Here is a 23,681-nt window from a genome sequence, read left to right as displayed (position 1 = left end):
GCTAAAAAGCTAAGACTAGAGCTAGTTCCCCTCCTTGGAAAGGAGGGGCTAGGGGTGGTTGATTCGTTGAACGATTCGGAGTTAAGTCGTTCCGGTAAACAACATCAGCACGCGGGTCAACCACCCCAGCCGCGCCTTCGGCACGGCGTCCCCTCCTCATCTGAGGAGGGGAGTTTTCGTGCTGATTTCTACAAAAACAGCCCTACCACCAAGTCAATCACCTTGATGCCGATGAAGGGTACAATCACGCCGCCCAGGCCGTACACCAGCAGGTTGCGGCGCAGCAGAGCCGAGGCCCCGATGGGCTTGTAGGCCACCCCGCGCAGCGCCAGCGGCACCAGCAGCGGAATAATCACGGCGTTGAAAATCACGGCCGAGAGGATGGCCGACTGCGGCGACTTCAGGCCCATGATGTTGAGCGCACCCAGGGCCGGAATGGCCACCATGAACAGCGCGGGCACAATGGCGAAGTACTTAGCCACGTCGTTGGCAATCGAAAACGTGGTGAGCGTGCCGCGGGTCATCAGCAGCTGCTTCCCGATTTCTACCACCTCAATGAGCTTGGTGGGGTCGTTGTCGAGGTCCACCATGTTACCGGCTTCCTTGGCGGCCTGGGTGCCCGAGTTCATGGCCACTCCCACGTCGGCCTGGGCCAGGGCGGGGGCGTCGTTCGTGCCGTCGCCCATCATGGCTACCAGCTTGCCCTGTTGCTGCTCGCGGCGGATGTAGGTCATCTTATCCTCGGGCTTAGCCTCGGCAATGAAGTCGTCTACGCCGGCTTTTTCGGCAATAAACTTGGCCGTGAGCGGGTTGTCGCCGGTGACCATCACCGTTTTGATGCCCATTTTGCGCAGGCGCTCAAACCGCTCCTGAATGCCGGGCTTGATGATGTCCTGCAGCTCCACTACGCCCAGCACCTGGTCGTTCTGGCTGACCACCAGCGGGGTGCCGCCGTTGCTGGCAATGGCCTCCACGCGCTGGGTGGTTTCCTGGGGGAAGGGCTGGTTGGCGCGGGCGGCCAGCTGCCGGATGGCGTCGGAAGCGCCCTTGCGCAGGCGGGTGCCGTCGGGCAGCGTGACGCCCGAGCTGCGGGTTTCGGCCGTGAATTTGATCAGCTCGGCCCCCTGCAGGCGAGTGCGCAGACCGGCCACGTCGGAGCGGCGGGTTTCGCCGGCCAGCTCCACAATGCTTTTGCCCTCGGGCGTTTCGTCGGTGAGCGAGGCCAGGGTGGCGGCCTCTATCATCTGGGCCTCCGTGATGCCGGGGGCGGGCCAGAAGTGGGTGGCTTTGCGGTTGCCGATGGTGATGGTACCGGTTTTGTCGAGCAGCAGCACGTCGATGTCGCCGGCCGTTTCCACGGCTTTGCCGCTTTTGGTGATGACGTTGGCGCGCAGGGCGCGGTCCATACCCGCAATACCGATGGCCGAGAGCAGCCCGCCGATGGTCGTCGGAATCAGGCACACAAACAGGGCAATGAAGGCCGAAATGGCAATGGGCGTGTTGGAGTACTCGGCAAACGGGGCCAGCGTCACGCACACCAGCACAAACACCAGCGTAAACCCGGCCAGCAGAATGGTGAGGGCAATTTCGTTGGGCGTTTTCTGCCGCGACGCGCCTTCCACCAGGGCAATCATCTTGTCCAGAAACGACTCGCCGGGGGCCGTCGTCACCACCACCTTAATGCGGTCCGACAGCACTTTAGTCCCGCCCGTCACGCTGGACTTATCCCCGCCGGCCTCCCGAATCACCGGGGCTGACTCGCCCGTAATAGCCGACTCGTCAATAGTAGCCAGGCCCTCGACAATCTCCCCGTCGGTGGGGATGATTTCGCCGGCTTCCACCAGGAAAATCTGGCCTTTCTGGAGTTGGGAGGAGGAAACCGACGACTCCTGACCGTTGGCATCGAGCACGCGGGCGGGCGTTTCCTCGCGGGTTTTGCGCAGGCTTTCGGCCTGGGCCTTGCCGCGGGCCTCGGCAATAGCCTCGGCGAAGTTGGCGAATAGCAGCGTCAGGAACAGCACCACAAACACGGTGAAGTTGTAGCCGAAGGAGCCCTGGGCGGCATCGGGCTTCACCAGCAGCCCCAGCGTCACGAGCAGCATCACCACCGTCCCGATTTCTACGGTGAACATCACCGGGTTGCGGAACATGATGCGCGGGTCGAGCTTCACGAATGCCTGTTTCACGGCCTCCGACACCAGCGCGGGTTGAAAGAGAGATTGAGATTTAGTTGACATGAGATTGGTGCCTCACCCCCTAGCCCCCTCTCCGGGGGGAGAGGGGGAACTAGCCTCTAGTTTTTAGAGCTAGTTCGGAGAATTTTTCAGGCGTAAAGACGAAGACTAAAAAGCTAGAGCTAGTCCCCCTCTCCCCCCGGAGAGGGGGCTAGGGGGTGAGGCGACTAATACAGCGAGAAATGCTCGGCCAGCGGCCCTAACGCCAGGGCCGGGAAGAAGGCCAGGGCGGCAATGATGACGATGACGGCCAGCACCATCACCCCGAAGGTGGCCGTGTCGGCGGGCAGGGTGCCGGCGCTTTCGGGCACGTACTTCTTGCGGGCCAGCAGGCCGGCAATGGCTACTGGGCCTACAATGGGCAGGAAGCGGGCCAGCAGCAGTACTACGCCGGTGCTGATGTTCCACCAGGGCGTGTTGTCGCCGAGGCCCTCGAAGCCGGAGCCGTTGTTGGCCGAGGCGGAGGTGAACTCATACAGCATCTCGGAGAAACCGTGGTAGCCGGGGTTGGCCAGCCAGCCGCTGTACTCGGTGGGATTGCCGGCGTAGAGGTGAGCCGTGAGGGCCGTGCCCGCCAGAATCAGCAGCGGGTGCAGCAGCGTCACGATGACGGCAATTTTCATCTCGCGGGCCTCAATCTTCTTGCCCAGCAGCTCGGGCGTGCGGCCCACCATCAGCCCGGCAATGAACACGGCAATAATGAGGTAGGCGAAGAAGTTGAGCAAACCCACGCCGCAGCCGCCGTAGAAGGCGTTGGTCATCATGCCCAACATCTGGCTCATGCCCGAAATCGGCATAAACGAGTCGTGCATGGAGTTCACCGAGCCACAGCTAATGATGGTGTTGGTGATGCTCCAGTAGGCCGAAGCCGCGGCCCCGAGGCGGATTTCCTTGCCCTCCATAGCCCCCAGCGCCTGATCGACGCCGAGCTTGGCAATGGCAGGGTTACCGTGCATCTCGTAGTACACCGTGGGGGCCAGCAGGGCCACGAAACCCACCGTCATCACCCCAAAAATCATGTAAGCCAGCTTGCGGCGCTTCAGGTAGAAGCCCAGCGCAAACACCATGGCAATCGGGATAATCACCAGGGCAATATTCTCGACGGCGTTGGTGATAAAGTTGGGGTTTTCGAGCGGGTGGGCCGAGTTGGCGCCGTAAAAACCGCCCCCGTTGGTACCCAGCTCCTTAATAGCCACCATAGCGGCCACCGGCCCGCGGCTCACGGCCACCGAGTCGCCCTGCAAGGAAATCAGCTCCTGCTTGCCCTGCAGCGTCATGGGCGTGCCGTTGAAGGCCAGGATGAGGGCAATCAGCAGCGAACCGGGCAGCAGCAGGCGGGTGAGGCTCTTCACGAAGTAGTCGTAGAAGTTGCCCAGCTTCTCGGTGGTGCGCGTCTGCAGGGCGTTGAACACCACCACGGCCGCCGCAATACCAGTCGCGGCACTCACGAACTGCAGGAAGGTAATCACCACAATCTGGGAGAGGTACGACAGGCCCGATTCGCCGGAGTAGTGCTGCAGGTTGCAGTTCACCAGAAAGGAAATGGCCGTGTTGAAGGCCAGATCGGGCGACATCGAGGGGTTGCCGTCGGGGTTGAGCGGCAAGCTGCCCTGGGTACACAGCACCAGCATAGCCAGCAGGAACCACACCAGGTTGATGGTGAGCAGCGCCACCATGTGCTGCTGCCACGTCATCTCGCGGCGGACATCAATGCCCGAAAGCCGGTAGATGCCATTCTCGACGGGCCGCATGAAGTCGAGCAGGTTCTTTTCGCCCCGGAACACCCGGGCCAGATACGCGCCCAGCGGCAGGGCCAGCACCAGCGCGATGAGGTAAATTCCGCCGATGCTGAGTAGTTCGTTGTTCATCTTGGTTGAGTTGCCGGTTGCCGGTTGCCAGTTACCAGTTGTCAATCGTCGAACGACCTGACAACGGGCAACGGGTAACGGGCAACAGAATTAGAATTTCTCCGGGCGCAGCAGCACGTAGCAGAGGTAGCCGAACGTGGCGAGGGAGAGGAAAAACAGGGTGACCATCATGGCGCGACGGGGTTAGATCTGGTCGAAGAAATCGACGGACTTGTAGAAGAGCCAGAAACCGGCCAGGCCGGCGGCCGTGAGCACGGGAATCATCAGGAGCGGAGCCATTGGCAAAGCGAAAAAGCAGCGGCCCTAGGGCAGCATGGTGGTGTGCGGATAGTGATAGGTCTGGTAGAGGCGGCTGGGCATGAGCTGGCGGGCCAGCTGGTTGCCGTAGGTGCTGCCATCGAGGTGCAGGCAGTGCAGGTACACGTTTTCGATGGCGCGGGCCAAGTAAGCGTCGCCCTGGCGCAGCAGGCGGTCGGCCACCTCGAAGCAGCGTTTGAGCAAGGCCAGCTGACCGGCCTCGGCGGCTTCGCGGGTGAAGGTGGCAAAGCAGCTCAGCTGCCGGTACAGGCTCTGGCGCGTGGCCGGCACCTGCAGTTCCGCCCCCAGTTCGGGGAAGCTTTCCAGCAACAGGGTGGCGGTTTCGGAAGAAGAAGTCATCTGACGAGATGAAAAGAAGTGGAACGGGTCCGTGCGTGAGCCCGCGTCGGCGGGGCATGGCGCTGGGCTGGTTGTCAGGCACCCCAGCACCGGCCCCGGTTCGATCCGTTTGCCGAATCGACGAATGGCTCGGGCGGCTTCTTGCCAATCCGGGCCCACATCCGGCCATCACCCACCATTTTCACTGCATTGATCTGATTATCAGATTGAAATGTTTTCCTTCCTCTCCTACCTCACGCTCCGGGCACAAAAAAACCGGGTCATTCTGACCCGGTGTGGCGGTCATAATAACCCGGTTTGGTAGGGTGCTTGTGTCCCAGGGCTGAAGCCCTAGGGCGCAGGCGTCGTCGTTCAACGACGAGACGCAAGATGTTGCGTCTCTACAGCCCGTACTCCTGAATCTTGCGGTAGAGCGTTTTGGTGCCGATGCCGAGCTGGCGGGCGGCCTCCATCTTGTTGCCGCCGGTGTCGTGGAGCACCTGCCGGATCTGGCGCTTTTCCAGGGTGCGCAGGCTGTTGTCGGAGGCTTCGTCGATGGTGGGGGCGGCGGGCAGGTAGTGGAACTCGGCGGGCAGGTCGTCGGTGGTGAGCGTGTCGCCGTCGGCGAGGATGGCGGCGCGCTCCAGCACGTTTTTCAGCTCCCGCACATTGCCGCGCCAGTCGTGGCGGCGCAGCTGCTCCAGCACCTCGGGCTCCAGGCCGCGCAGGCGGCGGCGCAGCTTGCCGGCGAAGAACTGCAGGAAATACTCGGCCAGCAGCGGCACATCGTCGCGCCGCTCGTTGAGGCCCGGCACCGGCACCGTAAACACGGCCAGCCGGTAGTACAAATCGGGGCGGAAGTGGCCGGCTTCGGCTTCCTGGCGCAGGTTGCGGTTGGTGGCCGCCACAATGCGCACGTTCACGCTGGTGGGCCGGGTGTCGCCGAGCTTGGTGAACTGCTGGGTTTCCAGCACCCGCAGGAACTTGGCCTGCACGTTCAGCTCCAGCTCCCCGATTTCGTCCAGGAACAAGGTGCCGCCGTTGGCTTCTTCCAGCAGGCCCTTCTTATCCGTCAGCGCCCCCGTAAACGCGCCCTTGCGGTACCCAAACAGCTCCGATTCCAGCAAATCCTTGGGGAAGGCCGAGCAGTTGACGGCCACAAACGGCTTGCCGCGGCGCGGACTGGCCTGGTGAATGGCCTGGGCAAACAGCTCCTTGCCCGCCCCGGTGGGACCTTCCAGCAGCACGGTGCTATCGGTGGGGGCGGCACGCTCAGCCAGCTTTTTAGCCTGTAGCAGCGCCCGGGAGCCGCCAATCATGCTGTCGAAACTGTACTGAGCGCCTATTTTCTTTTCCAAGTCGGCCACGCGGCGCTGCAGGCGGGCCCGGTCGGCGGCGCGCTCCACTACCACCAGCAGTTGGTCGTCGGAGTCGCCCTTGGTGAGATAGTCGAAGGCGCCCTCCTTCATGGCCCGCACGCCGTCGGGGATGGTGCCGTAGGCCGTCATCAAAATTACCTCAGCCAATGGGGCCACCTGCTTGTAGCGCGGCAGCAAATCGAGGCCGTAGCCGTCGGGCAGCTTCACGTCGCTCAGCACTACCAGCACGTCCTCGGCGTGCTGGCGCAGCAGTTCCAGACCGCGGCGGGCGTCGGGGGCCTGCAGCACGGTGTAGTCTTCCAGCTCCAGCACCCGGGCCAGCATCTGGCGTAGGCTGGTTTCGTCGTCGATGAGCAGCAGGGTTCCGGTGGGCATAGAGGCAGGGTATTTCTTACATAACTGTCATTCCGAGCAGGGTGAGGAATCTGGGTTAATCATCCCTATGGCATTATCCAGATTGCTCGCTCTGCTCAGAATGACAGCTGTGCTGGTTCACAAAAAAACCCGACTCAGCAGGGCTAAATCGGGTTTTGATAGTTCAGAGGTCGGAGAAAAGAAACAGAAGTCTACGCTCGTGTTTCTATCCTCTCACTTCTAAATAAAGTGGAGCCGCAGGGATTCGAACCCTGGTCCAGACAAGGAAGGCGTCGAGCTTTCTACGTGTGTATCTATGCTTGGATTTTCGAAGGAAACCAGGCGCACATCAGGCCCTTGATTTCCCCTTATCTGTTTGAGTTTCGCGCAGGCGTCACAGCGCCACCTACGCTATCCTAACTCTTACGACGCCCCGAACTCACCCGTGAGCAGGAATACGGGTGCGGGACGATGGCAGTGCGTAGTTCTAAACTAGGCAGCCATGGCGTAGCTATACTCGCCAGTTATTGTTCGGACGGCTTTTTTTACGGGAGATTCATCCAACTCCCGACACGCTTACTCGCGACATGCACGAGCTGTCAATTCCGGTCGGCCCCAATTGAGAAAGAACGAGCCCGCCACCGAGGTAGCGGGGTGCGAATGTACGCACATCGGGAAGAAAACGTTGTCAACGGCCGAAAATGTTCCGGTTTGCCATGCAGAACGCAGGGAGAAATCTGAATAAATCGGTGGATGCGCATCTCGTCATGCAGACCCAAAGGCGAAGCATCTCGCGTGCTGATGTCCGAGTTATCGTTGCAACGTCAGCACGCGAGATGCTTCGCCTTTGGGTCTGCATGACAGGCGGCTATTTCACGGCTACCTTATCGGGCTGGAAGGCGGGGGCACCGGTTTGCCACAGGCCGAAGGCCATCAGGTCGGCAATGCTTTCGAACTGCTTGAGGCGGGAGTCGCCCATGCCGTGGCCGGCTTCGTAATCGGTGAAGAACAGGACGGGCCGGCTGCCGGCGTTGCTGGCCTGCAGGCGCGCCGCAAACTTGGCCGGCTGCCAGGCAATCACGCGCGGGTCGTTGAAGCCGGCCGTGACGAGGGTGGCGGGGTACTGGGTGCCGGGCTTGAGGTGGTGGTAGGCGTCCATTTCCAATAAAGCCTTGGCCTCGTCTTCCTTGGTCATGGTGCCGAACTCGGGCACGTTGACGGGGCCGTTGGGCGAGTTTTCCATGCGCACGGCGTTCAGGCAGCCCACTTCCGGCATGGCGGCGGCAAACAGGTCGGGCCGCTCGGTCATGGCCCGGCCGATGAGGATGCCGCCGGCGCTGCCGCCATTGATAGCAATTTTACCGGGCGCGGTGTAGCTGTTTTTGGTCAGGTACTCGGCGCAGGCAATAAGGTCTTTCCAGGTGTTGGGCTTGGTGGCTTTCTGGCCGGCCTTGTGCCAGGCCTCACCCAGCTCGCCCCCGCCCCGCACGTGCGGAACGGCCAGAATACCGCCCTGCTGCGCCCACAGCAGGAACGGCGGCATAAACGTAGGCTCCATGGAAATGGAATACGCCCCATAGCCCACCATCAGCACCGGTGCCGAAGCGTCGCGCTTCAGGCCCTTCGGATACATCAACGACAGCGGCACCTTCACCCCGTCGTGCGAGGGCACCAGAACTTCCTCCACCACCAGCCCGGCAAACTCCGGGTACTGTGCCTCCGACGATAACGGCTCGGGCGTGAACTTGCCGCTGGTCGGGCTGTAGCGGTAGCGCTGCCGGTCAGTGGTCCAGCCGCCCAGCGTCACCCACACATCCGACGACTGCGCGTTTTTGCTGGTCAGCTCGATGCGGCCGGCGGCGCGGGGCAGCTTCAGCTCCTGCGCGGCCTTGCTGCCCCGGGGCACGAAATACAGCCGGGCCTCCACCCCGTTGCGGCTGCGCACAAAATACACGCCGTCCTTGGTGGTCTTTAACTGCTCGTCCACGATGGATTCATCGGTGCTTTCGGGTACCAGCACTTCGGCCGCGGCTACGTCGGGGCGGGCGGCGGGCATGCGCATGAGCTTCTGCCGGGGCGTATTGCGCGACGTCACGAAGTAGATGTGCTGCTCGTCGGTCACGAAATTAGTCACCTCATCGGCGGGCCGGAACAGGGGCTGCCACGGGATATTGGGCTTGGTGAGAGTTGCCGCCGGGGCATAGAAGACGTTCAGGTAGCGGTCCACAGAATACAGGAAGCCGTAGGCCAGCTTCGTGTCCCGGTCAATGCCGGCGTAGGGGTAGTCGGAGGGCTTGATGCCGAGCTGGGGGTAGAGCTGGCTGGAAAACACCACCTGGTCCTGCGCCACGGGCGTACCCAGGCGGTGCAGGCGGCACTGAGTATTCTGGCGGGCGGCCATGTCCTTCAGGTCACCGTTGTTGAAGGGCAGGTAGGCCAGGGTCTGGTTGTCGGGCAGCCACTCGCCGCCGCCCCGGTTCAGCGGAATCTGCTCGGGGAAAAGCTTGCGGGTCTTCACGTCCAGAATCAGCGTACTGCCCAGCTCGGTGCCTTTCTCGCTGATGCCGAACGACACCTTGGAGCCATCGGGGCTGGGCGCAAAGCCGTTGATGTTATACACCTTGCCTTTTTCGTAAGCTTCGGGGTCGAAGAGCAACACTTCTGCGCCTTTGTACCCGTCGCGGCAGTAGAGCTTGGGCTGCTGGTCCTGGGGGCGGGATTTGTAGTAGAAATACCGGTCGTTGTCGGCCACGCGCAGGTCGGTTACGCGGGCGGCCTTGCGCTTGTCCATTGCCACCATCTGGTCGATGAGTCCTTGCCGGCCCGGAATAGCGTTCAGGGTGCGACGCGCATACTCGCTCTGGGCCTTCATCCAGGCAGCCACCGCCGGGTCCTGCAGATTCTCAAGGTTGCGGTAGGGGTCGTCCACCTTCACCCCAAAATAAGTATCGGAAGCCGGCCCCGTGGGCGCGGCGGGCACGGATGGCTGGGCCAGGGCGGCGGTACTCAGCAGCAGGCTGCCCAGCAGCGGCAACAGAACGGGGTGTTTCATGCGGAAAACGAGTAAGGGAAACAAAACAATCAGCAGCACCTTTATTGCGGGGCCGGCTGCATTGCCCCAATTCTCACCCAATCAGCCGGTTATTCCTTTACAGAAGAAAGACCAGCACACCTGACGGGCACTCTACAGGTCGCAACGCAACGGCGCATAAATAGAAAATAAATTCTATTAAATATAATCATAATTACATAATAGTGTACCTAAACAGGCAGCTGTATTCCGGTGGTAAATCCGGCAGCTGGTGGCGGCAGCCGGGCGGAATCGGGCGGGCGGTTGCGTATCTTTGCCCCTAGCTCGTATGGAAAATTTTGTCGTTTCGGCCCGGAAGTACCGCCCGGCCACGTTTCGCAGCGTGGTGGGGCAGCAGCACGTCACCACCACCCTGCAGAACGCCATTGCCTCGCAGCATCTGGCCCAGGCGTTTCTGTTCTGCGGCCCCCGGGGCGTGGGCAAAACCACCTGCGCCCGGATTCTGGCCAAAACCATCAACTGCGAGTTCGTGGAGGAGCACGTGCGCAAAAGCCGGCCGGTTTCGGAACTGATCAAAGCCCAGCCCGACATTGTGCCCGACGCGCTGCTGGCCGCCGCTGACCCCGACAACACGCCCTTCGAGCTGGAAGCCTGCGGCAAGTGCGCCTCCTGCCGGGCCTTCCAGGAAAACGCCTCGTTCAACGTGCACGAGCTGGATGCGGCCTCCAACAACTCGGTGGAAGACATCCGCAGTCTGGTGGAGCAGGTGCGCTACGCCCCGCAGCAAGGCCGCTTCAAGGTGTACATCATCGACGAAGTGCACATGCTCTCGAATGCGGCCTTCAACGCGTTTCTGAAGACGCTGGAAGAGCCGCCGAGCTACGCCATCTTCATCCTGGCTACCACCGAGCGGCACAAGATTATCCCCACTATTCTCTCGCGGTGTCAGATCTTCGACTTCAACCGCATCAAGGTGGACGATATGCGCAACCACCTGCGCTACGTGGCCACCCAGGAGCACATTCAGGCCGAAGACGACGCCCTGCACCTGCTGGCCCAGAAGGCCGACGGCGGCCTGCGCGATGCCCTGAGCATGTTCGACCAGATGGTGACCTTCTCGGGCCAGAACCTGCGCTACCAGGACGTGGTGCAGAACCTGCACATTCTGGATTACGAGTACTATTTCCGGCTGATTGACGCCCTGCTGAGCGAAAACCTGAGTGCCACGCTGCTGCTGCTGGACGAGGTAATGCAGCAGGGTTTCGACCTGCACAACTTTGTGGTGGGCGCGGCCGAGCACCTGCGCGGCCTGCTGGTGTGCAAAGACCCCGTGACGGTGCAGCTGCTGGAAGTGTCCGACAACATCCGCAGCCGCTACGTGCAGCAGGCTCAGGCAGCGCCCCTGCCCTTCCTGCTTTCGGCCCTGAACCTGGTGAGCCTCTGCGACCGGGAGTTCAAACAGGCCAAAAACCAGCGCCTGCACGTAGAGCTCACGCTCATGAAGCTGGCCTACCTCAACAGCGCCGTGCAGTTTGCCCGCGACCTGCAGGGCGGCGCGGCCCTACCTGCCGCCAACGGCGAGGCGAAAAAAAAAAGTCCTAGCCCAGCCGTAGCCCCCGCCCCGGTAGCAGCACCACCATCGGACCCGCCGCTGGCCCCCGCCGCTAACGGCCGCCTCGTAGCCGACGGTACGGCCGAAGCTCCGGCAGTGTACAATGCGGCTCCAACAACCCAACCACCCAGCAACCAAACTACCCAACCACCCATCGTCCACGCCCCCGCCGACCCGGAGCCCATTGTGCCGGTGGAAAGCGGCGTAGAGGAGCTGCACGACACGCCCAGCATCGAGGATGAAGCGGCTACCCAGATGCCCGCCACGCCCCAGCTGCGCGACTCAGTGCCGCACGTGGAAATCGGGCGGCCCAGCATTGCCGGCCACGAGCCGGGGCAGGCAGCCGTAACGGCCGCCCCCCTGCCCCCGCCCCGCCCGGGCCTGGTAACCGGCAAGGTAGGCACCAAGCTGCCCGGTCTGGGTAGTCTGAATGCCATGAAAGCCCAGCTGGAGCAGAAAGCCGCCGCCGGCAAAGCCGCCACGGAGGCCGAGCCCAGCGGCCCCGTCACCGGCCTGCCTGCCATCAACGACGAGGTGCTCCAGCGCGTATGGAACGAGCTGAAGGAGGAACGCAAAGCCATCAGCCCCAGCCAGTACAGCTTACTGAACCGCCCCGTGCAGGCCAATGAGCAGCACCTGATTGTGCTGCGCGTGGATAACCCCGTGCAGGAAGACCAGTTCAATGAAATGCGCGCTGAGCTGCTGGGCGAGTTGCGTCGCCGCACCGGCTACCCTCGCCTGAGCGTACAGGTGGAAATTGTGGAGCGCGTGGAAACCGGCCGCAAGCTCTACACCTCCTCTGACCGCATGGAGTACCTGATGGAGAAGTACCCCGCCCTGGGTGAAATGAAGCAGCGCCTGGGCCTGGACGTGGACTAGCTCACGGATTTTAGACGGATTGGTCGGATTTTGTGGACGGCAAGGCGTAGCACCACGGCCTTTGCCTGGCATGTTGTTGGCGGCTGTTTCGCCCGGAAATCTTTATTGCCAGAGGATACCGAGTTCGGATCAATAGTGCGCGAAGCAAAGGCGTTGTGCCCCGGCGCTTCGTCCTCGAAATCCGTGATAAATCCGCGGAATCAGTAATCCGCTCATACGCAATTTTCCGCACTTTGCGGGCGAGGGGGCCAAACTGCGCTTTTTATTCCCGGGGGGGCGGCCTATCTTTGGCCCTTATCCTTTTCCCGCTCTGCTTTCCGCGTCCGCTTTCCCGTGAAAAAACCTCTGCTGCTCCTCGTTCCGGCCCTGGCGACGCTCGGTCTTACTCAGTGCCAGACCAGTAAACCGGCGGCCACTGCCGCCGCCCCGGCCACGGAAACCGCCGCCAGCCCCGCTTCGCAGCAGAAAGAATACAAATACCAGACGGTAGAAGGCGACCCGCTGAAAGCCCGCATCTACACCCTCGATAACGGCCTGACCGTTTACCTCTCCGACTACAAGGACGCCCCTCGCATTCAGACCTACCTGGCCGTGCGGGCCGGCTCCAAAAACGACCCCAGCACCGCCACCGGCCTGGCCCACTACCTGGAGCACATGGTGTTCAAGGGCACTTCCCGGCTGGGCACCCAGAACTGGGCCGCGGAGAAAGTGGAACTGGACAAGATTGAGGCCCTCTACGAGCAGTACCGCGCCCAGCGCAACGACCCCGCCGCCCGCAAACGCACCTACCACCAGATCGACTCGATTTCGGGCGTGGCGGCCAAATACGCCGTGGCCAACGAGTACGACAAGGTGATGGGTGCCATCGGGGCCAAGGGTTCCAACGCCTACACCTCCGTGGAGCAGACGGTGTACCAGGAGGACATTCCGAGCAACCAGCTGGAGAAGTGGGCCGCCGTGCAGGCCGAGCGCCTCGGCGAAATGGTGCCGCGCCTGTTCCACACCGAGCTGGAGGCCGTGTACGAGGAGAAAAACCGGGGCCTCGACTCCGACTTCCGCAAGGAATACGAGGCGCTGAGCGCCAGCCTCTACCAGAAGCACGAGTACGGCACCCAGACCACCATCGGGACCATCGACCACCTGCAAAACCCGTCCATTACCGAAATCAAGAAGTATTTCGGGCAGTACTACGTGCCGAATAACGTGGCTTTGTGCCTGAGTGGCGACCTGGACTACGACCAGACCATCCGGGTGATTGACCAGTATTTCGGCAAGCTGCAGCGTAAGCCCGTGCCGGCCTTCACGCCCGCCCAGGAAGCCCCCATCACCGCCCCCATCGTGAAGCAGGTGCTGGGCCCCGACGCCGAAAACGTGATGCTCGGCTTCCGCCTGCCCGGCACTAACACCCGCGAGGCCCTGGTGCTGCGCATGATCGATAAAATCCTGAGCAACGGCCAGGCCGGGCTGATTGACCTCGATCTGAACCAGAAGCAGGCCGTACTGAGCGCCGCCTCGTTCACCGACATCAACAACGACTACTCCTCGCACATCCTCTACGCCACGCCCCGCCAGGGCCAGAAGCTGGAGCAGGTGCGCGACCTGCTGCTGGCCGAACTGACCAAGGTAAAAAAGGGCGACTTCCCGGAGTGGCTGATTCCGGCCATCATCAACAACGAGCAGCTCCAGCGCACCAAGAGCTACGAGAGCAACGAGGCCCGCGCCGGCGCTTTCGTGGCGGCTTTCGTAGCCCGCGCGGACTGGAAGGACTACCTTAAGCAAACGGACGACTTCGGCACCATCACCAAGGAGGAAGTGATGCGCGTGGCCAACCAGTACTACGGCCCCGGCTACGCCCTGGTGTACAAGCGCACCGGCCAGGACCCCAACAAGGTGAAGGTGGTGAAGCCCGCCATTACGCCCGTGCCCGTGAACCGCGAGGTGGCCTCCGACTTCTACAAGCAGGTAACGGCCAAGTCCTCCCCCGCTTTGCAGCCGGTGTTCCTCGATTACAAAAAGGACATTCAGGAAACTAAGCTGGCTTCGGGCGTGCCGGTGTACTACACCCATAACTCGGAAAACAACCTCTTCAACCTGTACTACGTGCTCGATTTGGGCACGAACAACGACCCCAAGCTGGGCCTCGCCACCGACTACCTGCAGTACCTGGGCACCGGCAAGTACACCGCCGCCCAGCTCCAGCAGGAGTTCTACAAGCTGGGCTGCTCCTTCGCCGTACAAAGCGGCCAGGACCGCACCTACGTGAGCCTTTCCGGCCTCGACAGCAACTTCGAAAAAGCGCTGGAACTGTTCGAGAGCCTGCTGGCCGCGCCCAAGCCTGATGCTGCCGCGTTGCAGAACATGGTGGCCGGGGTGCTGAAAGCCCGCCAGGATGCCAAGCTCAACAAAGGTGTGATTCTGAACCAGGCCCTGGTGAACTACGCCAAGTACGGCGCGAAAAACCCCTTCACCACGCAGCTAAGTGAGAAAGAGCTGAAGGCCCTGAAGCCCGAGCAGCTCACCAGCCTCATCCAGAAGCTCCCTACCTACCAGCACCGCGTGCTGTACTACGGGCCGCGTAAAGCTGACTCTGCCGAACTGGGGGTAATCAAAGGCGACCAAACGCAGAAGCCCGAAAACCGTGTGGTATTGCCCGGTTTGCTTTGGTCTTTGAATCAACTGCACAAAACGCCCGCCAGGCTCACTCCTACCCCGGCCGCCAAGGACTTTGCCGAGCAGCCGCTGACGGAGCGCAAGGTGTACTGGGTGGATTACAACATGGTGCAGGCCGAAATCCTGTTCCTGAGCAAAGGCCCCGTGTACGACAAGGGTTTGGTGCCCACCACCAGCCTCTACAACGAGTACTTCGGGGGCAGCATGGGCAGCATCGTGTTCCAGGAATTGCGCGAGTCGAAGGCCCTGGCCTACTCGGCTTCCTCGCGCTTTGCCTCGGCCGATAAGGCCGGCCGCAGCTCCTACAACCTCAGCTACATCGGCACCCAGAGCGACAAGCTGCCCGAGGCCATGGCCGGCATGAACACCCTGCTCAACGATATGCCCGCCGCCGAGGCTAACCTGCAAATCGCCAAGGACGCCATCCGCAACAGCATTGCCACGGAGCGCATCACCAAGTCGGACATCCTGTTCAGCTACGAGCGGGCCAAGCGCCTGGGCCTCGACTACGACCTGCGCCGCGACGTGTACGAGCAGACGCCCAACATGAGCTTCCAGGACCTGCTCAAATTCCAGCAGGCCCGCGTGAAAGGCCAGCCCCAGACCATCCTGGTCATCGGCAGCAAAGACCGCCTCAATTTCAAGGAGCTGGCCAAGTACGGCCAGGTCCAGCAACTTACCCTGAAAGAGATTTTCGGGTACTGACGCCGCCTGTCATCCTGAGCGGAGCGAAGGACCTTACCACGTCAGAACAAGTTGTTCAATGAGCAGCCAACGTGATAAGGTCCTTCGCTTCGCTCAGGATGACGGGGCGGCCCCATTCAACTACAACCCTATAGTACCTAAGTACCTTTTCAACAATGGCAGAGAAAATCACCATCAAGAACGGCAAGCTGAATGTGCCCGATCAACCCATCATCCCGTTCATTGAAGGCGACGGTACGGGTCCGGATATTTGGGCGGCTTCCGTGCGCGTGTTCAACGCGGCAGTAGAGAAAGCCTACGGCGGCTCGCGCAAGCTGGTGTGGAAGGAAGTTCTGGCCGGTGAAAAAGCATTCAAGCAGCTCAACAACTGGCTGCCCAACGAAACCCTGGATGCCTTCCGCGACTACCTCGTGGGCATCAAAGGCCCCCTGACCACGCCCGTGGGTGGCGGCATCCGCAGCCTCAACGTGGCCCTGCGCCAGGAGCTGGATCTGTACGCCTGCGTGCGCCCCGTGCGCTGGTTCGAGGGCGTGCCCTCCCCCGTGAAGCATCCTGAGCTGACTGACATGGTGATTTTCCGCGAAAACACGGAGGACATCTACGCCGGTATCGAGTACATGAACGGCACCCCGCAGGCCCAGAAGATGCTGGAATTCCTGCAGGATGAGATGGGCGTGAAGAAAATCCGCTTCCCCGAAACGTCCTCGTTCGGTATCAAGCCAGTGAGCAAGGAAGGCACCGAGCGCCTCGTGCGCGCCGCCATCCAGTACGCCATCGAGCACAAAAAGCCCTCGGTAACGCTGGTGCACAAGGGCAACATCATGAAGTTCACCGAAGGCGCGTTCAAAACCTGGGGCTACGAGCTGGCCGAAAAGGAGTTTGGCGACAAGGTGTACACCTGGGCCCAGTACGACAAAGTGCTGGCCAAGCAGGGCCAGGAAGTGGCCGACGCCCAGCAGAAGGCAGCCCTCGACGGCGGCAAAATCCTCATCAAGGACAGCATTGCCGACGCCTTCCTGCAGCAGATCCTGCTCCGCCCCGCCGACTACTCGGTGGTAGCCACCCTGAACCTGAACGGCGACTACATCTCCGACGCGCTGGCCGCCATTGTGGGCGGTATCGGCATTGCGCCCGGGGCCAACATCAACTACCTCACCGGCCACGCCATTTTTGAGGCTACCCACGGCACCGCGCCCAAGTACGCCAACCAGGACAAGGTGAACCCCGGCTCGGTTATCCTCTCCGGCGCCCTCATGCTGGAGCACCTAGGCTGGCAGGAAGCCGCCGACCTCATCTACAAAGGCCTCGAAGCCGCCATTGCCGCCAAGCGCGTCACCTACGACTTCGAACGCCTGATGGAAGGCGCTACCCTCCTGAAAACCTCCGAGTTCGGCGACGAGATTATCAACCGGATGTAGTAGCTTGGTAAGAGAACCGTAGCCTCGTTCTCATCTGCTTAAAACCAAAAGAGCACCTGTTTAAAACAGGTGCTCTTTTGGTTTTATTTATGTCTATCTCATGGAACTCTATCCCAGATTTCTCCCGTTTTACTCACCATACGAATAACACCCGCTTGTTGCGCATAGTATATATTATCAATATATGCTTTTTGAATTTCTGTGCCATTCGGCGTAGCAGATATGGCAATTACATTATTGTATACTTTTCCTCTCACCTGTAAAGTAGTTCCCGACTGATAATTCACCTGATTTGGACTAACATTTATATTGCCATATATTCCCTCATACACCCCGCTACCACGATAATTCCTCCAAGTTCCTCCAAACTTAAATTCCCCCTCTCCTTTTGGTGGATGACGTTTATCGGCTCCAGTAGGCAATTCGCGCCTAAAAACAAGTAAATTATCATTTACTGAGTCAGTTCTCATTATTTCTATTTCCACTTCGTCATAATAATATGTTGCTGAAGATGCTCCACTGATTATTCCCCCGAAATTACTTGGATGATATGCTTCCTTAATTTTTTCTTTAATTCCATGTATAATATATTTCTGCTGCTTACCGGAGGTAGTTTCAAAAACCCAGCTCTCCCCGTTCTTTAGTTTCAACCATTCCTTATTGGTTGCTGTAAATTTATAATAGGGGATATCTGGCTCATTTTCTTCTGTTTCACAGCTTTGTATAGCAAGTGTACCGAAAGCCATCAGTATGAGTCGCAGGAATCTACCATCTGTTTTCATATATCATGTTTCTGTGAACTGTGGGTGAATTCTATACACAATGTATGTGCTGGCCTTTCATCGACACTACCACTTTAGTGCATATCCTGACTTCTCAAGCCAACCCCATCAAACATAAAACCTTGTAATTCAAATAAGAAAACACAAAAAACTCCGACTTCACGCCCCCCATCTGGCGCGAGTTTAGCGGAGCGAAACTCGTGACCAGCCCATGAGGTGGAGGCTGGCCTCCGCACTCGCTCGGCTACCCCCGCACTCGCTCGGCTATGCCGAGTGAGCACTACGCCTGAGGGGCTATGCCCCGAATCCGCCTGCGCCAAACTGCGCAGTATACAAGCAAGCGCGCGCAGCACAACTGCTTGGGCATAGTCGTCACTCGGCACAGCCGAGCGACAGCAAAAGCGGCTGCATGCGGCAATACTGCATGGTGAGTAGAAGCTATTCGTTAAGTATACCATCTTTTCGATATGTCCGAACTACGTAAAGCATACCCAGGAGGGCTGTTTTTCCTGACTCTGACCGTTGTGGGCTGGGTAGATGTATTTATCCGGCCGCAATACACCCAAATCATTATCGACAGCCTCCGGTACTGCCAGCAACACAAGGGCTTGGAACTCTATGCCTACGTAGTGATGAGCAGTCATATCCACCTGATTGCCGCCCGCACAGAGGGCAACCTCAGCGACGTACTCCGTGACCTGAAGGCGCACACCGCCCGCCAACTTCTCAAGGCCATTGCCGAAAACGAACACGAGAGCCGCCGCGAATGGATGATGCGCCTCTTCGCCTATTATGCCCGCCCGCAGCGCCAGAACGAGCAGTATATGTTCTGGCAAAAGACCACCTATCCCATTGCTCTCTGGACACCCGCAGTTATCCGACAGAAAGCAGACTATATTCATAACAACCCCGTTGCTGCCGGCCTCGTCACCGCTCCGGAGCATTATCCTCTGAGTAGTGCCTCCTACTTCAGCCCCTTGCAGATGCTGCCACTCTAGCGGCTGGTACCTTGGCGTCACCAGCACTCGCCGCCGCACTCGCTCGGCTAGGCCGGTGCCTCCACCACACGAGACGGCTGCCCGCCTACTTCTCGCCGCCGCACTCGCTCGGCCGCACTCGCTCGGCTGTGCCGAGTGAGGCCTACGCACAAGCAGCTGTGCTGCGCGCGCCTGCCACGGCGGCACAATTCGACGCGGCCGGATTTGGGTCATAGCCCCTCAGGCGTAAGCCTCACTCGGCATAGCCGAGCGAGTGCGCGCGGGCACAAGGTTGCGTCTCTATACACAAAAACAGGACACCCACCAGGTGCCCTGTGTCATTTGCAACGAACCAAAAGGATTACGCTTGGTTGGCTTTTCGTTCGCGGCGCACGTGCTTCAGCAACTGCCGGAAGGTGTAGTCCTCGGCTTTGGCTTTGTCGGAGCGGCCGTACAGGGCTTTGCCGTCGCTGAACAGGTGGGTCGTGGGCTCGTGGAGGGCGTTGAGCACCGTCAGGTTTTCCTCGGTGTTGCCTTTCTGGGCACTCATCTGGCTGCCCTGGGCGGTGGTATCGGACACCAGCGCGTCGTAGAGGTTCAGGAGCTACGGGCCTTTTGCGGCCAGGAAATTCAGCAACAGTTGATAGAAGCCCGTATGCTCCGTACACACCATCCGATGGGCAATCTGCACGACAGGTGATGCGTAATGCACCAGCCATTGCATACTGTAGCGGCGGCATAGCAAAGGCACAACACCAAGTGGCCTCCTGCAAAAAGTCCCTTAATAGCCACAGCTGCTTCTATGCCAAAATTTTATTGTAACCTAGTGAGAATATTTCTTTTCCGATGTGCGTTATTCGGTTATCCACAACCAAAACCTACACACTATGTACAAACCACAATTTTCCGCATTTGCTCTATTGGCTGCTTTTGGTACTATTTCATTAGCAAGTTGCAGTAAGGAAACTGAAAATCAACCCACCCAATTGGAGCAGGCGCAGGAAGCCAAGGCTGAGGAAGCCTACCCCGGTCAGACGGGCGCGGCCAAAGCCGGCACCTGGGGCGGGGAGTCCATCACCTACCAGGAAATCAACGGGGAGAAGGTGTACGAGGGCGACATTCTGCTCACGGCGGAGCAGGCCGGAGCATCGGAAGGCCAGCAGCGCCCCGGCAGTGCCGGCCGCACCACCGGCCGCTGGCCCTCAGCCGTGGTGTACTATACCATTGATGCCGCCCTGCCCAGTCAGAACCGCGTGACGGACGCCATTGCCCACTGGCAGGCCAACTCCCCCATCCGCTTCGTGAAGCGCACTACCCAGAGCAACTACGTGACGTTCCGGGTGGGCTCGGGCTGCTCCTCCAACATCGGCATGGTGGGTGGCCGCCAGTACATCAACCTGGCCTCGGGCTGCACCACCGGCAACACCATCCACGAAATCGGCCACGCGCTGGGCCTCTTCCACGAGCAAACCCGCAACGACCGGGACACCTACGTGACCATCCTCACCCAGAACATTCAGTCGGGCTACGAGGGCAACTTCACCAAGTATTCGGCCCTGGGCTACGGCGGCACCGACTACGGCGTGCTCGACTTCGGTTCCATCATGATGTACGGCTCGTTCTCCTTTTCCAGCAACGGCCAGCCCACCATCGTGAAGAAGGACGGCTCTACATTCAACATTCAGCGCACCGGCCTTTCGGCCGGCGACAAATCGGGCATCGACGCCATGTACTAAGTAAGCTGGCGCATCTGCGCGGCCACAAACGGGCGGCTTCCGGCAAGGAAGCCGCCCGTTTGCGTAGTCAGCGGCTTCTTCTCAGTACCTTTTTCGGCCAATTGTAGCGTTAGAGCGGGCAACTCCGATGAAGAAACGGCTTATCCTGTATTTTCTGCTTGGTACCGGCCAGCTCACGGCCAGGGCCCAACAGCCACTCCGCTACCGGGGCTGGCAATTAGTCCTGCGGGAAGACTTTGATACCTACCGGACTGTGGCCGACCTACAGGCTCGCTCCCCCTGGAAACTCACCCCCGATAACTACCGCACCCTCATCAACAACGCCCACGAGGACGAGTACTACGACCCACGCAACGTGGAGCTGCACCACGGGGTGCTGCACCTGATTGCCTGCCCCCTGCCCCAGCCGCTGGCCTATCGTATTAAGGTATACAAGCGCCGGGCCGATTTGCCAGCCGCCCTACGCCGCTAAGCTTCCTCCGTACGGTCCCGCAACACCACCCGGGCCGTTACCAGCAGCTGGCCAACGTGGCGGGTGGTGTGCTCGGCAGCGTGCACCAGCAGGCCCATCACGGTGCTGGGCAAACCCTGCCGCCCCACTGGCCGAAACTCGGGCAGCACCCTCTCCTGAGTGGTCTGCAAGGTGTGTAGCATATCCTCCACCGCCGCTGAAAACTGCTCGAGCAGCCCGGCCACCGTGTCGGGCGTAGCCGGGCCATCTTTTTCGGCAGCCAGAAAGGCAAATTGCGCGGGGCTGAGCGGCTGGTGGCGAGCATAGGTCTGCATGCGGTCCAGCACCCCAGCCAGGTGGCGCAGATGAAAGCCCACTGAGGCTACGCCCGCGGGCCGGGCCGCCAGCAATTCATCCGGAAACTTAGCCAAGGCGGCCTGCAGCTCCTCCCGGGCCTGCAGCAGGGCGTGGGCGATGGGTTGCAGCAGCGGCGACATAGCGGGCAGGGGGCCGCGCAGCCATACTTCGGGTTGAGAATCGGGGCGCATAGCTGCTTCAACCCGCAGCCGGGCCGGAAGTTGCGCCTTCGGTGCGCGAACCTCATTTTCAGGCCCGGTCGTAGGTTTCCTGCTCCCGCGGCCTATCTTTAAACCCATGCTGCAACTGTCCCAGCGTGGAGCGGCCCTCCCGCCGTCTCCGTACCGCAAACTCACTCCCTTCGCCGAGGCTGCCCGCCAGCGGGGCCTCACGGTGCATCCGCTCAACATCGGCCAGCCCGATATTGAAACTCCGCCCGCCATGCTGGCGGCCGTGCAACAGGCCTCCATTCAGGTGCTGGAATACAGCCCCACGGCCGGCTACCCCAGCTACCGCGCCAAGCTGGCCGAGTATTATCAGCGTCTGGGCCTGCCCGTAGCAGCCGATGATATTATTGTTACCACGGGCGGGAGCGAAGCCATTTCGTTTGCCCTGCTAGGCTGCCTCAATCCCGGCGACGAATTCATCGTGCCCGAGCCGTTCTACGGGCCCTACTCGGCGTTTGCCGTGGCCACCGGTACGCACGTAGTATCGGTTACGTCGTATCTGGAAGATAATTTTGCCCTGCCAGCCATTCAGGAGTTTGAGCAGAAGATTACGCCCCGCACCAAGGCCATCCTGATTTGCAGCCCCAACAACCCCACCGGCTACGTGTACAGCCGCCAGGAAATGGAGCAGCTAAAGGAGTTGTGCCTGCGCCATAACCTATACCTGCTCTCGGATGAAGCCTACCGGGAGTTCTGCTACGATACAGATTACACCAGTGCCCTGCACCTGCGTGGGGCCGACGACCACATTGTGCTCTTGGATACCATTTCCAAGCGCTACAGCTCCTGTGGGGCACGCATCGGGGCCATCGTCACGAAAAACCAGGCCCTGCGTGATGTGTTTTTCAAGCTGGCCCAACTGCGGGTGAGTCCGCCGGGTCTGGGCCAGCTGCTGGCCGAGGCTGCCGCCGACCTGCCGGAAACCTATTTTGATCATACTAAATCAGAGTACCAGGCCCGCCGTGACCTGATGCTACAGCGGCTGCGCGCCATGCCCGGAGTGCGGGTGCCTACCCCTAACGGGGCCTTTTACGTCATCTGCCATTTGCCCGTGGACGATGCCGACCAGTTTGCGCAGTGGCTTCTGGAGGCATTCAGCCACGAGGGCCAGACGCTGATGATTTCGCCCGCGTCCGGCTTCTACAGTACGCCTGGCCTGGGCCGTCAGCAGGTACGCATGGCCTACGTAATCAACCAGCACGTCATTAACCAGGCAATGGATTGCCTGGCCGTGGCGTTGCAGCAATATCCTGGTCGGCAGGCGTAAACTGCCTATCTTCTGGGCTGATTGTTGCTCCTACCCTCGTATGAAACGCCTGCTTCCGCTTCTGCTCCTGTTGCCTGCCTTCGGCCTCACGGCCAACCAAGCTGCCCCAGCCGCTTCGGGGCGCCACCTTACGCTGCGCATCAACGGACAGCCGGTAGCCGCCGACACCAACAGTTCCCGCTTCTTCCTGAGCCCAGACCACGCGCTGCGCCTGAACATCGTCCGTCAGGACGACCCTGACGGGGAAGGCCTCACGATCATCATCGACCGGTTCCCGATTCAGGCCGGCAGCTACACGTTTCAGGAGATTCTAAGCGGGCGCAACCGGGACGCGTCGTACCGCTTCGGTCCGGTGGCGGCCTACTCCAAATCCTGCGGCCAGAACACGGGCAGCGTAGTCATAACCGGCATAAATGCCGAGCGGCACTGGCTGCGCGGCACCTACCGCTGCCAGGTATGCGAGGCCGGCCGCGGTGCCCGCCGCTTTACCTTGGAAGGCGAGTTTGAGTATCCGGTAGAGCAGGAATAATAGCGCACTATTATTTCTTCAGCGCATGCTTTATCAACTTCCCCTACTGGCCGTTGTGCTCGTTGTAGTTGTTGACCTCAGTGTATGTGCTATGCTCATCCGGGTACTGCGGCAGCCGCACAGCCCGGCGGAGAAATGGGCGGCCATCCTTGGGGTTGGGTTGCTGTTTTTACCGCTGTGCGGCTATAAGCTACTCTTGTCTTCTCCCGGCACTTTAGCGTCCACGCCCGGCTTGGTTACCGTACTCAACCCAGCCCAACGGTTTGAGCGAGTGTACTATCTTGCACGGCAACAGTCGGGCTCGGAGGAAGTGTACTGGGTATCTTACCTCCTTACCGCTACTGACTCGGTAGTTTTCGAAACTGAAGGGGGCGGTAGCTTACAGGCGGCCGTTTACTAGGCCGGGCAATGGCATTACGCGCCAATACAGTTTGGGGAGAACTATACTGCAGTTCTCACGATACCCCAGAGCTTCGCGGCGGTTGACCGCACAGGTCGCGTTGAGCGGACAGTTACCGCCTACCACCTCACCGAATACGCCAACCTGATTTCCAATCTGCTTACCATTG

The 23,681-nt window shown here is 60.4% G+C and carries 18 protein-coding genes and 1 other RNA gene; 9 read left to right on the top strand and 10 right to left on the bottom strand.

The window, feature by feature from the left end:
• Positions 1-188 precede the first annotated feature (188 nt).
• From kdpB to ACN19L_RS15540, 7 genes are all read right to left on the bottom strand, one after another.
• Positions 189-2,237, bottom strand: a complete 2,049-nt coding sequence (gene kdpB / locus ACN19L_RS15570; protein ID WP_426490392.1) for a potassium-transporting ATPase subunit KdpB — start codon at positions 2,235-2,237, stop codon at positions 189-191.
• A 164-nt stretch (positions 2,238-2,401) separates the two neighbouring features.
• Positions 2,402-4,102 carry a potassium-transporting ATPase subunit KdpA gene (kdpA, locus tag ACN19L_RS15565; protein ID WP_426490391.1) on the bottom strand — a complete coding sequence of 567 codons (1,701 nt, stop codon included), beginning with the start codon at positions 4,100-4,102 and terminating at the stop codon, positions 2,402-2,404.
• 90 nt (positions 4,103-4,192) lie between these two features.
• Positions 4,193-4,270, bottom strand: coding sequence for a K(+)-transporting ATPase subunit F (gene kdpF, locus ACN19L_RS15560; protein ID WP_129922805.1), 78 nt, complete (start codon positions 4,268-4,270; stop codon positions 4,193-4,195).
• 135 nt (positions 4,271-4,405) lie between these two features.
• Positions 4,406-4,759 (bottom strand): DUF7674 family protein, encoded by a 354-nt coding sequence (locus ACN19L_RS15555; protein WP_052346111.1) that lies wholly within the window; start codon positions 4,757-4,759, stop codon positions 4,406-4,408.
• A gap of 380 nt (positions 4,760-5,139) precedes the next feature.
• Positions 5,140-6,492, bottom strand: a complete 1,353-nt coding sequence (locus tag ACN19L_RS15550; RefSeq protein WP_426490390.1) for a sigma-54-dependent transcriptional regulator — start codon at positions 6,490-6,492, stop codon at positions 5,140-5,142.
• 226 nt (positions 6,493-6,718) lie between these two features.
• Positions 6,719-7,088, bottom strand: a transfer-messenger RNA (tmRNA) gene (gene ssrA / locus ACN19L_RS15545).
• Between the two features lie 251 nt (positions 7,089-7,339).
• Positions 7,340-9,523, bottom strand: coding sequence for a prolyl oligopeptidase family serine peptidase (locus ACN19L_RS15540; protein ID WP_426490389.1), 2,184 nt, complete (start codon positions 9,521-9,523; stop codon positions 7,340-7,342).
• Between the two features lie 307 nt (positions 9,524-9,830).
• Between ACN19L_RS15540 and dnaX the strand changes: the two genes are divergently transcribed.
• The 3 genes from dnaX (at position 9,831) to icd (ending at position 16,786) form a co-directional block, all read left to right on the top strand.
• Positions 9,831-11,993 (top strand): DNA polymerase III subunit gamma/tau, encoded by a 2,163-nt coding sequence (gene dnaX / locus ACN19L_RS15535; RefSeq protein WP_426490388.1) that lies wholly within the window; start codon positions 9,831-9,833, stop codon positions 11,991-11,993.
• 333 nt (positions 11,994-12,326) lie between these two features.
• The gene (locus ACN19L_RS15530; protein WP_426490387.1) at positions 12,327-15,368 is read left to right on the top strand and encodes a M16 family metallopeptidase; all 3,042 of its coding nucleotides are present in this window, start codon (positions 12,327-12,329) and stop codon (positions 15,366-15,368) included.
• A gap of 155 nt (positions 15,369-15,523) precedes the next feature.
• The gene (gene icd / locus ACN19L_RS15525) at positions 15,524-16,786 is read left to right on the top strand and encodes an NADP-dependent isocitrate dehydrogenase (protein WP_426490386.1); all 1,263 of its coding nucleotides are present in this window, start codon (positions 15,524-15,526) and stop codon (positions 16,784-16,786) included.
• 98 nt (positions 16,787-16,884) lie between these two features.
• Here icd and ACN19L_RS15520 read toward each other — a convergent pair whose 3' ends face one another.
• Positions 16,885-17,532: a hypothetical protein gene (locus tag ACN19L_RS15520; protein ID WP_426490385.1), complete on the bottom strand. Its 648-nt coding sequence runs from the start codon at positions 17,530-17,532 to the stop codon at positions 16,885-16,887.
• A gap of 503 nt (positions 17,533-18,035) precedes the next feature.
• Between ACN19L_RS15520 and ACN19L_RS15515 the strand changes: the two genes are divergently transcribed.
• Positions 18,036-18,566: an REP-associated tyrosine transposase gene (locus ACN19L_RS15515; protein WP_426490384.1), complete on the top strand. Its 531-nt coding sequence runs from the start codon at positions 18,036-18,038 to the stop codon at positions 18,564-18,566.
• A 340-nt stretch (positions 18,567-18,906) separates the two neighbouring features.
• Here ACN19L_RS15515 and ACN19L_RS15510 read toward each other — a convergent pair whose 3' ends face one another.
• Entirely contained in the window at positions 18,907-19,125 is a 219-nt protein-coding gene (locus ACN19L_RS15510) for a hypothetical protein (RefSeq protein ID WP_426490383.1), read from the bottom strand.
• 406 nt (positions 19,126-19,531) lie between these two features.
• Here ACN19L_RS15510 and ACN19L_RS15505 point away from each other — a divergent pair, with 406 nt between their 5' ends.
• Positions 19,532-20,281: a M12 family metallopeptidase gene (locus tag ACN19L_RS15505; protein ID WP_426490382.1), complete on the top strand. Its 750-nt coding sequence runs from the start codon at positions 19,532-19,534 to the stop codon at positions 20,279-20,281.
• Positions 20,282-20,408: 127 nt separating this feature from the next.
• Positions 20,409-20,753: a hypothetical protein gene (locus ACN19L_RS15500; protein WP_426490381.1), complete on the top strand. Its 345-nt coding sequence runs from the start codon at positions 20,409-20,411 to the stop codon at positions 20,751-20,753.
• Here the strand turns inward: ACN19L_RS15500 and ACN19L_RS15495 are convergent.
• The gene (locus ACN19L_RS15495; RefSeq protein WP_426490380.1) at positions 20,750-21,280 is read right to left on the bottom strand and encodes a DinB family protein; all 531 of its coding nucleotides are present in this window, start codon (positions 21,278-21,280) and stop codon (positions 20,750-20,752) included. The genes ACN19L_RS15500 and ACN19L_RS15495 overlap by 4 nt on opposite strands.
• 106 nt (positions 21,281-21,386) lie before the next feature.
• Here ACN19L_RS15495 and ACN19L_RS15490 point away from each other — a divergent pair, with 106 nt between their 5' ends.
• Genes ACN19L_RS15490 through ACN19L_RS15480 form a run of 3 tightly spaced genes read left to right on the top strand, consistent with a single transcriptional unit; the run spans position 21,387 to position 23,512 of the window.
• Positions 21,387-22,583, top strand: coding sequence for a pyridoxal phosphate-dependent aminotransferase (locus ACN19L_RS15490; RefSeq protein WP_426490379.1), 1,197 nt, complete (start codon positions 21,387-21,389; stop codon positions 22,581-22,583).
• Between the two features lie 40 nt (positions 22,584-22,623).
• Positions 22,624-23,112 (top strand): hypothetical protein, encoded by a 489-nt coding sequence (locus ACN19L_RS15485; protein WP_426490378.1) that lies wholly within the window; start codon positions 22,624-22,626, stop codon positions 23,110-23,112.
• Positions 23,113-23,137: 25 nt separating this feature from the next.
• Positions 23,138-23,512: a hypothetical protein gene (locus ACN19L_RS15480; RefSeq protein ID WP_426490377.1), complete on the top strand. Its 375-nt coding sequence runs from the start codon at positions 23,138-23,140 to the stop codon at positions 23,510-23,512.
• Positions 23,513-23,681 lie beyond the last annotated feature (169 nt).

Origin of the sequence: Hymenobacter sp. 102, assembly GCF_049949205.1 — a bacterium.
Lineage (GTDB): Bacteria > Bacteroidota > Bacteroidia > Cytophagales > Hymenobacteraceae > Hymenobacter.
This window is presented reverse-complemented; position numbering and strand designations above follow the sequence as displayed.

Bases quoted from the DNA above. Each gene is read 5' to 3' on its own strand.
- kdpB (WP_426490392.1), bottom strand. From the start codon at position 2,237: ATGTCAACTAAATCTCAATCTCTCTTTCAACCCGCGCTGGTGTCGGAG.
- kdpA (WP_426490391.1), bottom strand. From the start codon at position 4,102: ATGAACAACGAACTACTCAGCATCGGCGGAATTTACCTCATCGCGCTG.
- kdpF (WP_129922805.1), bottom strand. From the start codon at position 4,270: ATGGTCACCCTGTTTTTCCTCTCCCTCGCCACGTTCGGCTACCTCTGC.
- ACN19L_RS15555 (WP_052346111.1), bottom strand. From the start codon at position 4,759: ATGACTTCTTCTTCCGAAACCGCCACCCTGTTGCTGGAAAGCTTCCCC.
- ACN19L_RS15550 (WP_426490390.1), bottom strand. From the start codon at position 6,492: ATGCCCACCGGAACCCTGCTGCTCATCGACGACGAAACCAGCCTACGC.
- ACN19L_RS15540 (WP_426490389.1), bottom strand. From the start codon at position 9,523: ATGAAACACCCCGTTCTGTTGCCGCTGCTGGGCAGCCTGCTGCTGAGT.
- dnaX (WP_426490388.1), top strand. From the start codon at position 9,831: ATGGAAAATTTTGTCGTTTCGGCCCGGAAGTACCGCCCGGCCACGTTT.
- icd (WP_426490386.1), top strand. From the start codon at position 15,524: ATGGCAGAGAAAATCACCATCAAGAACGGCAAGCTGAATGTGCCCGAT.
- ACN19L_RS15520 (WP_426490385.1), bottom strand. From the start codon at position 17,532: ATGGCTTTCGGTACACTTGCTATACAAAGCTGTGAAACAGAAGAAAAT.
- ACN19L_RS15515 (WP_426490384.1), top strand. From the start codon at position 18,036: ATGTCCGAACTACGTAAAGCATACCCAGGAGGGCTGTTTTTCCTGACT.
- ACN19L_RS15500 (WP_426490381.1), top strand. From the start codon at position 20,409: ATGAAGAAACGGCTTATCCTGTATTTTCTGCTTGGTACCGGCCAGCTC.
- ACN19L_RS15495 (WP_426490380.1), bottom strand. From the start codon at position 21,280: ATGCGCCCCGATTCTCAACCCGAAGTATGGCTGCGCGGCCCCCTGCCC.
- ACN19L_RS15490 (WP_426490379.1), top strand. From the start codon at position 21,387: ATGCTGCAACTGTCCCAGCGTGGAGCGGCCCTCCCGCCGTCTCCGTAC.
- ACN19L_RS15485 (WP_426490378.1), top strand. From the start codon at position 22,624: ATGAAACGCCTGCTTCCGCTTCTGCTCCTGTTGCCTGCCTTCGGCCTC.
- ACN19L_RS15480 (WP_426490377.1), top strand. From the start codon at position 23,138: ATGCTTTATCAACTTCCCCTACTGGCCGTTGTGCTCGTTGTAGTTGTT.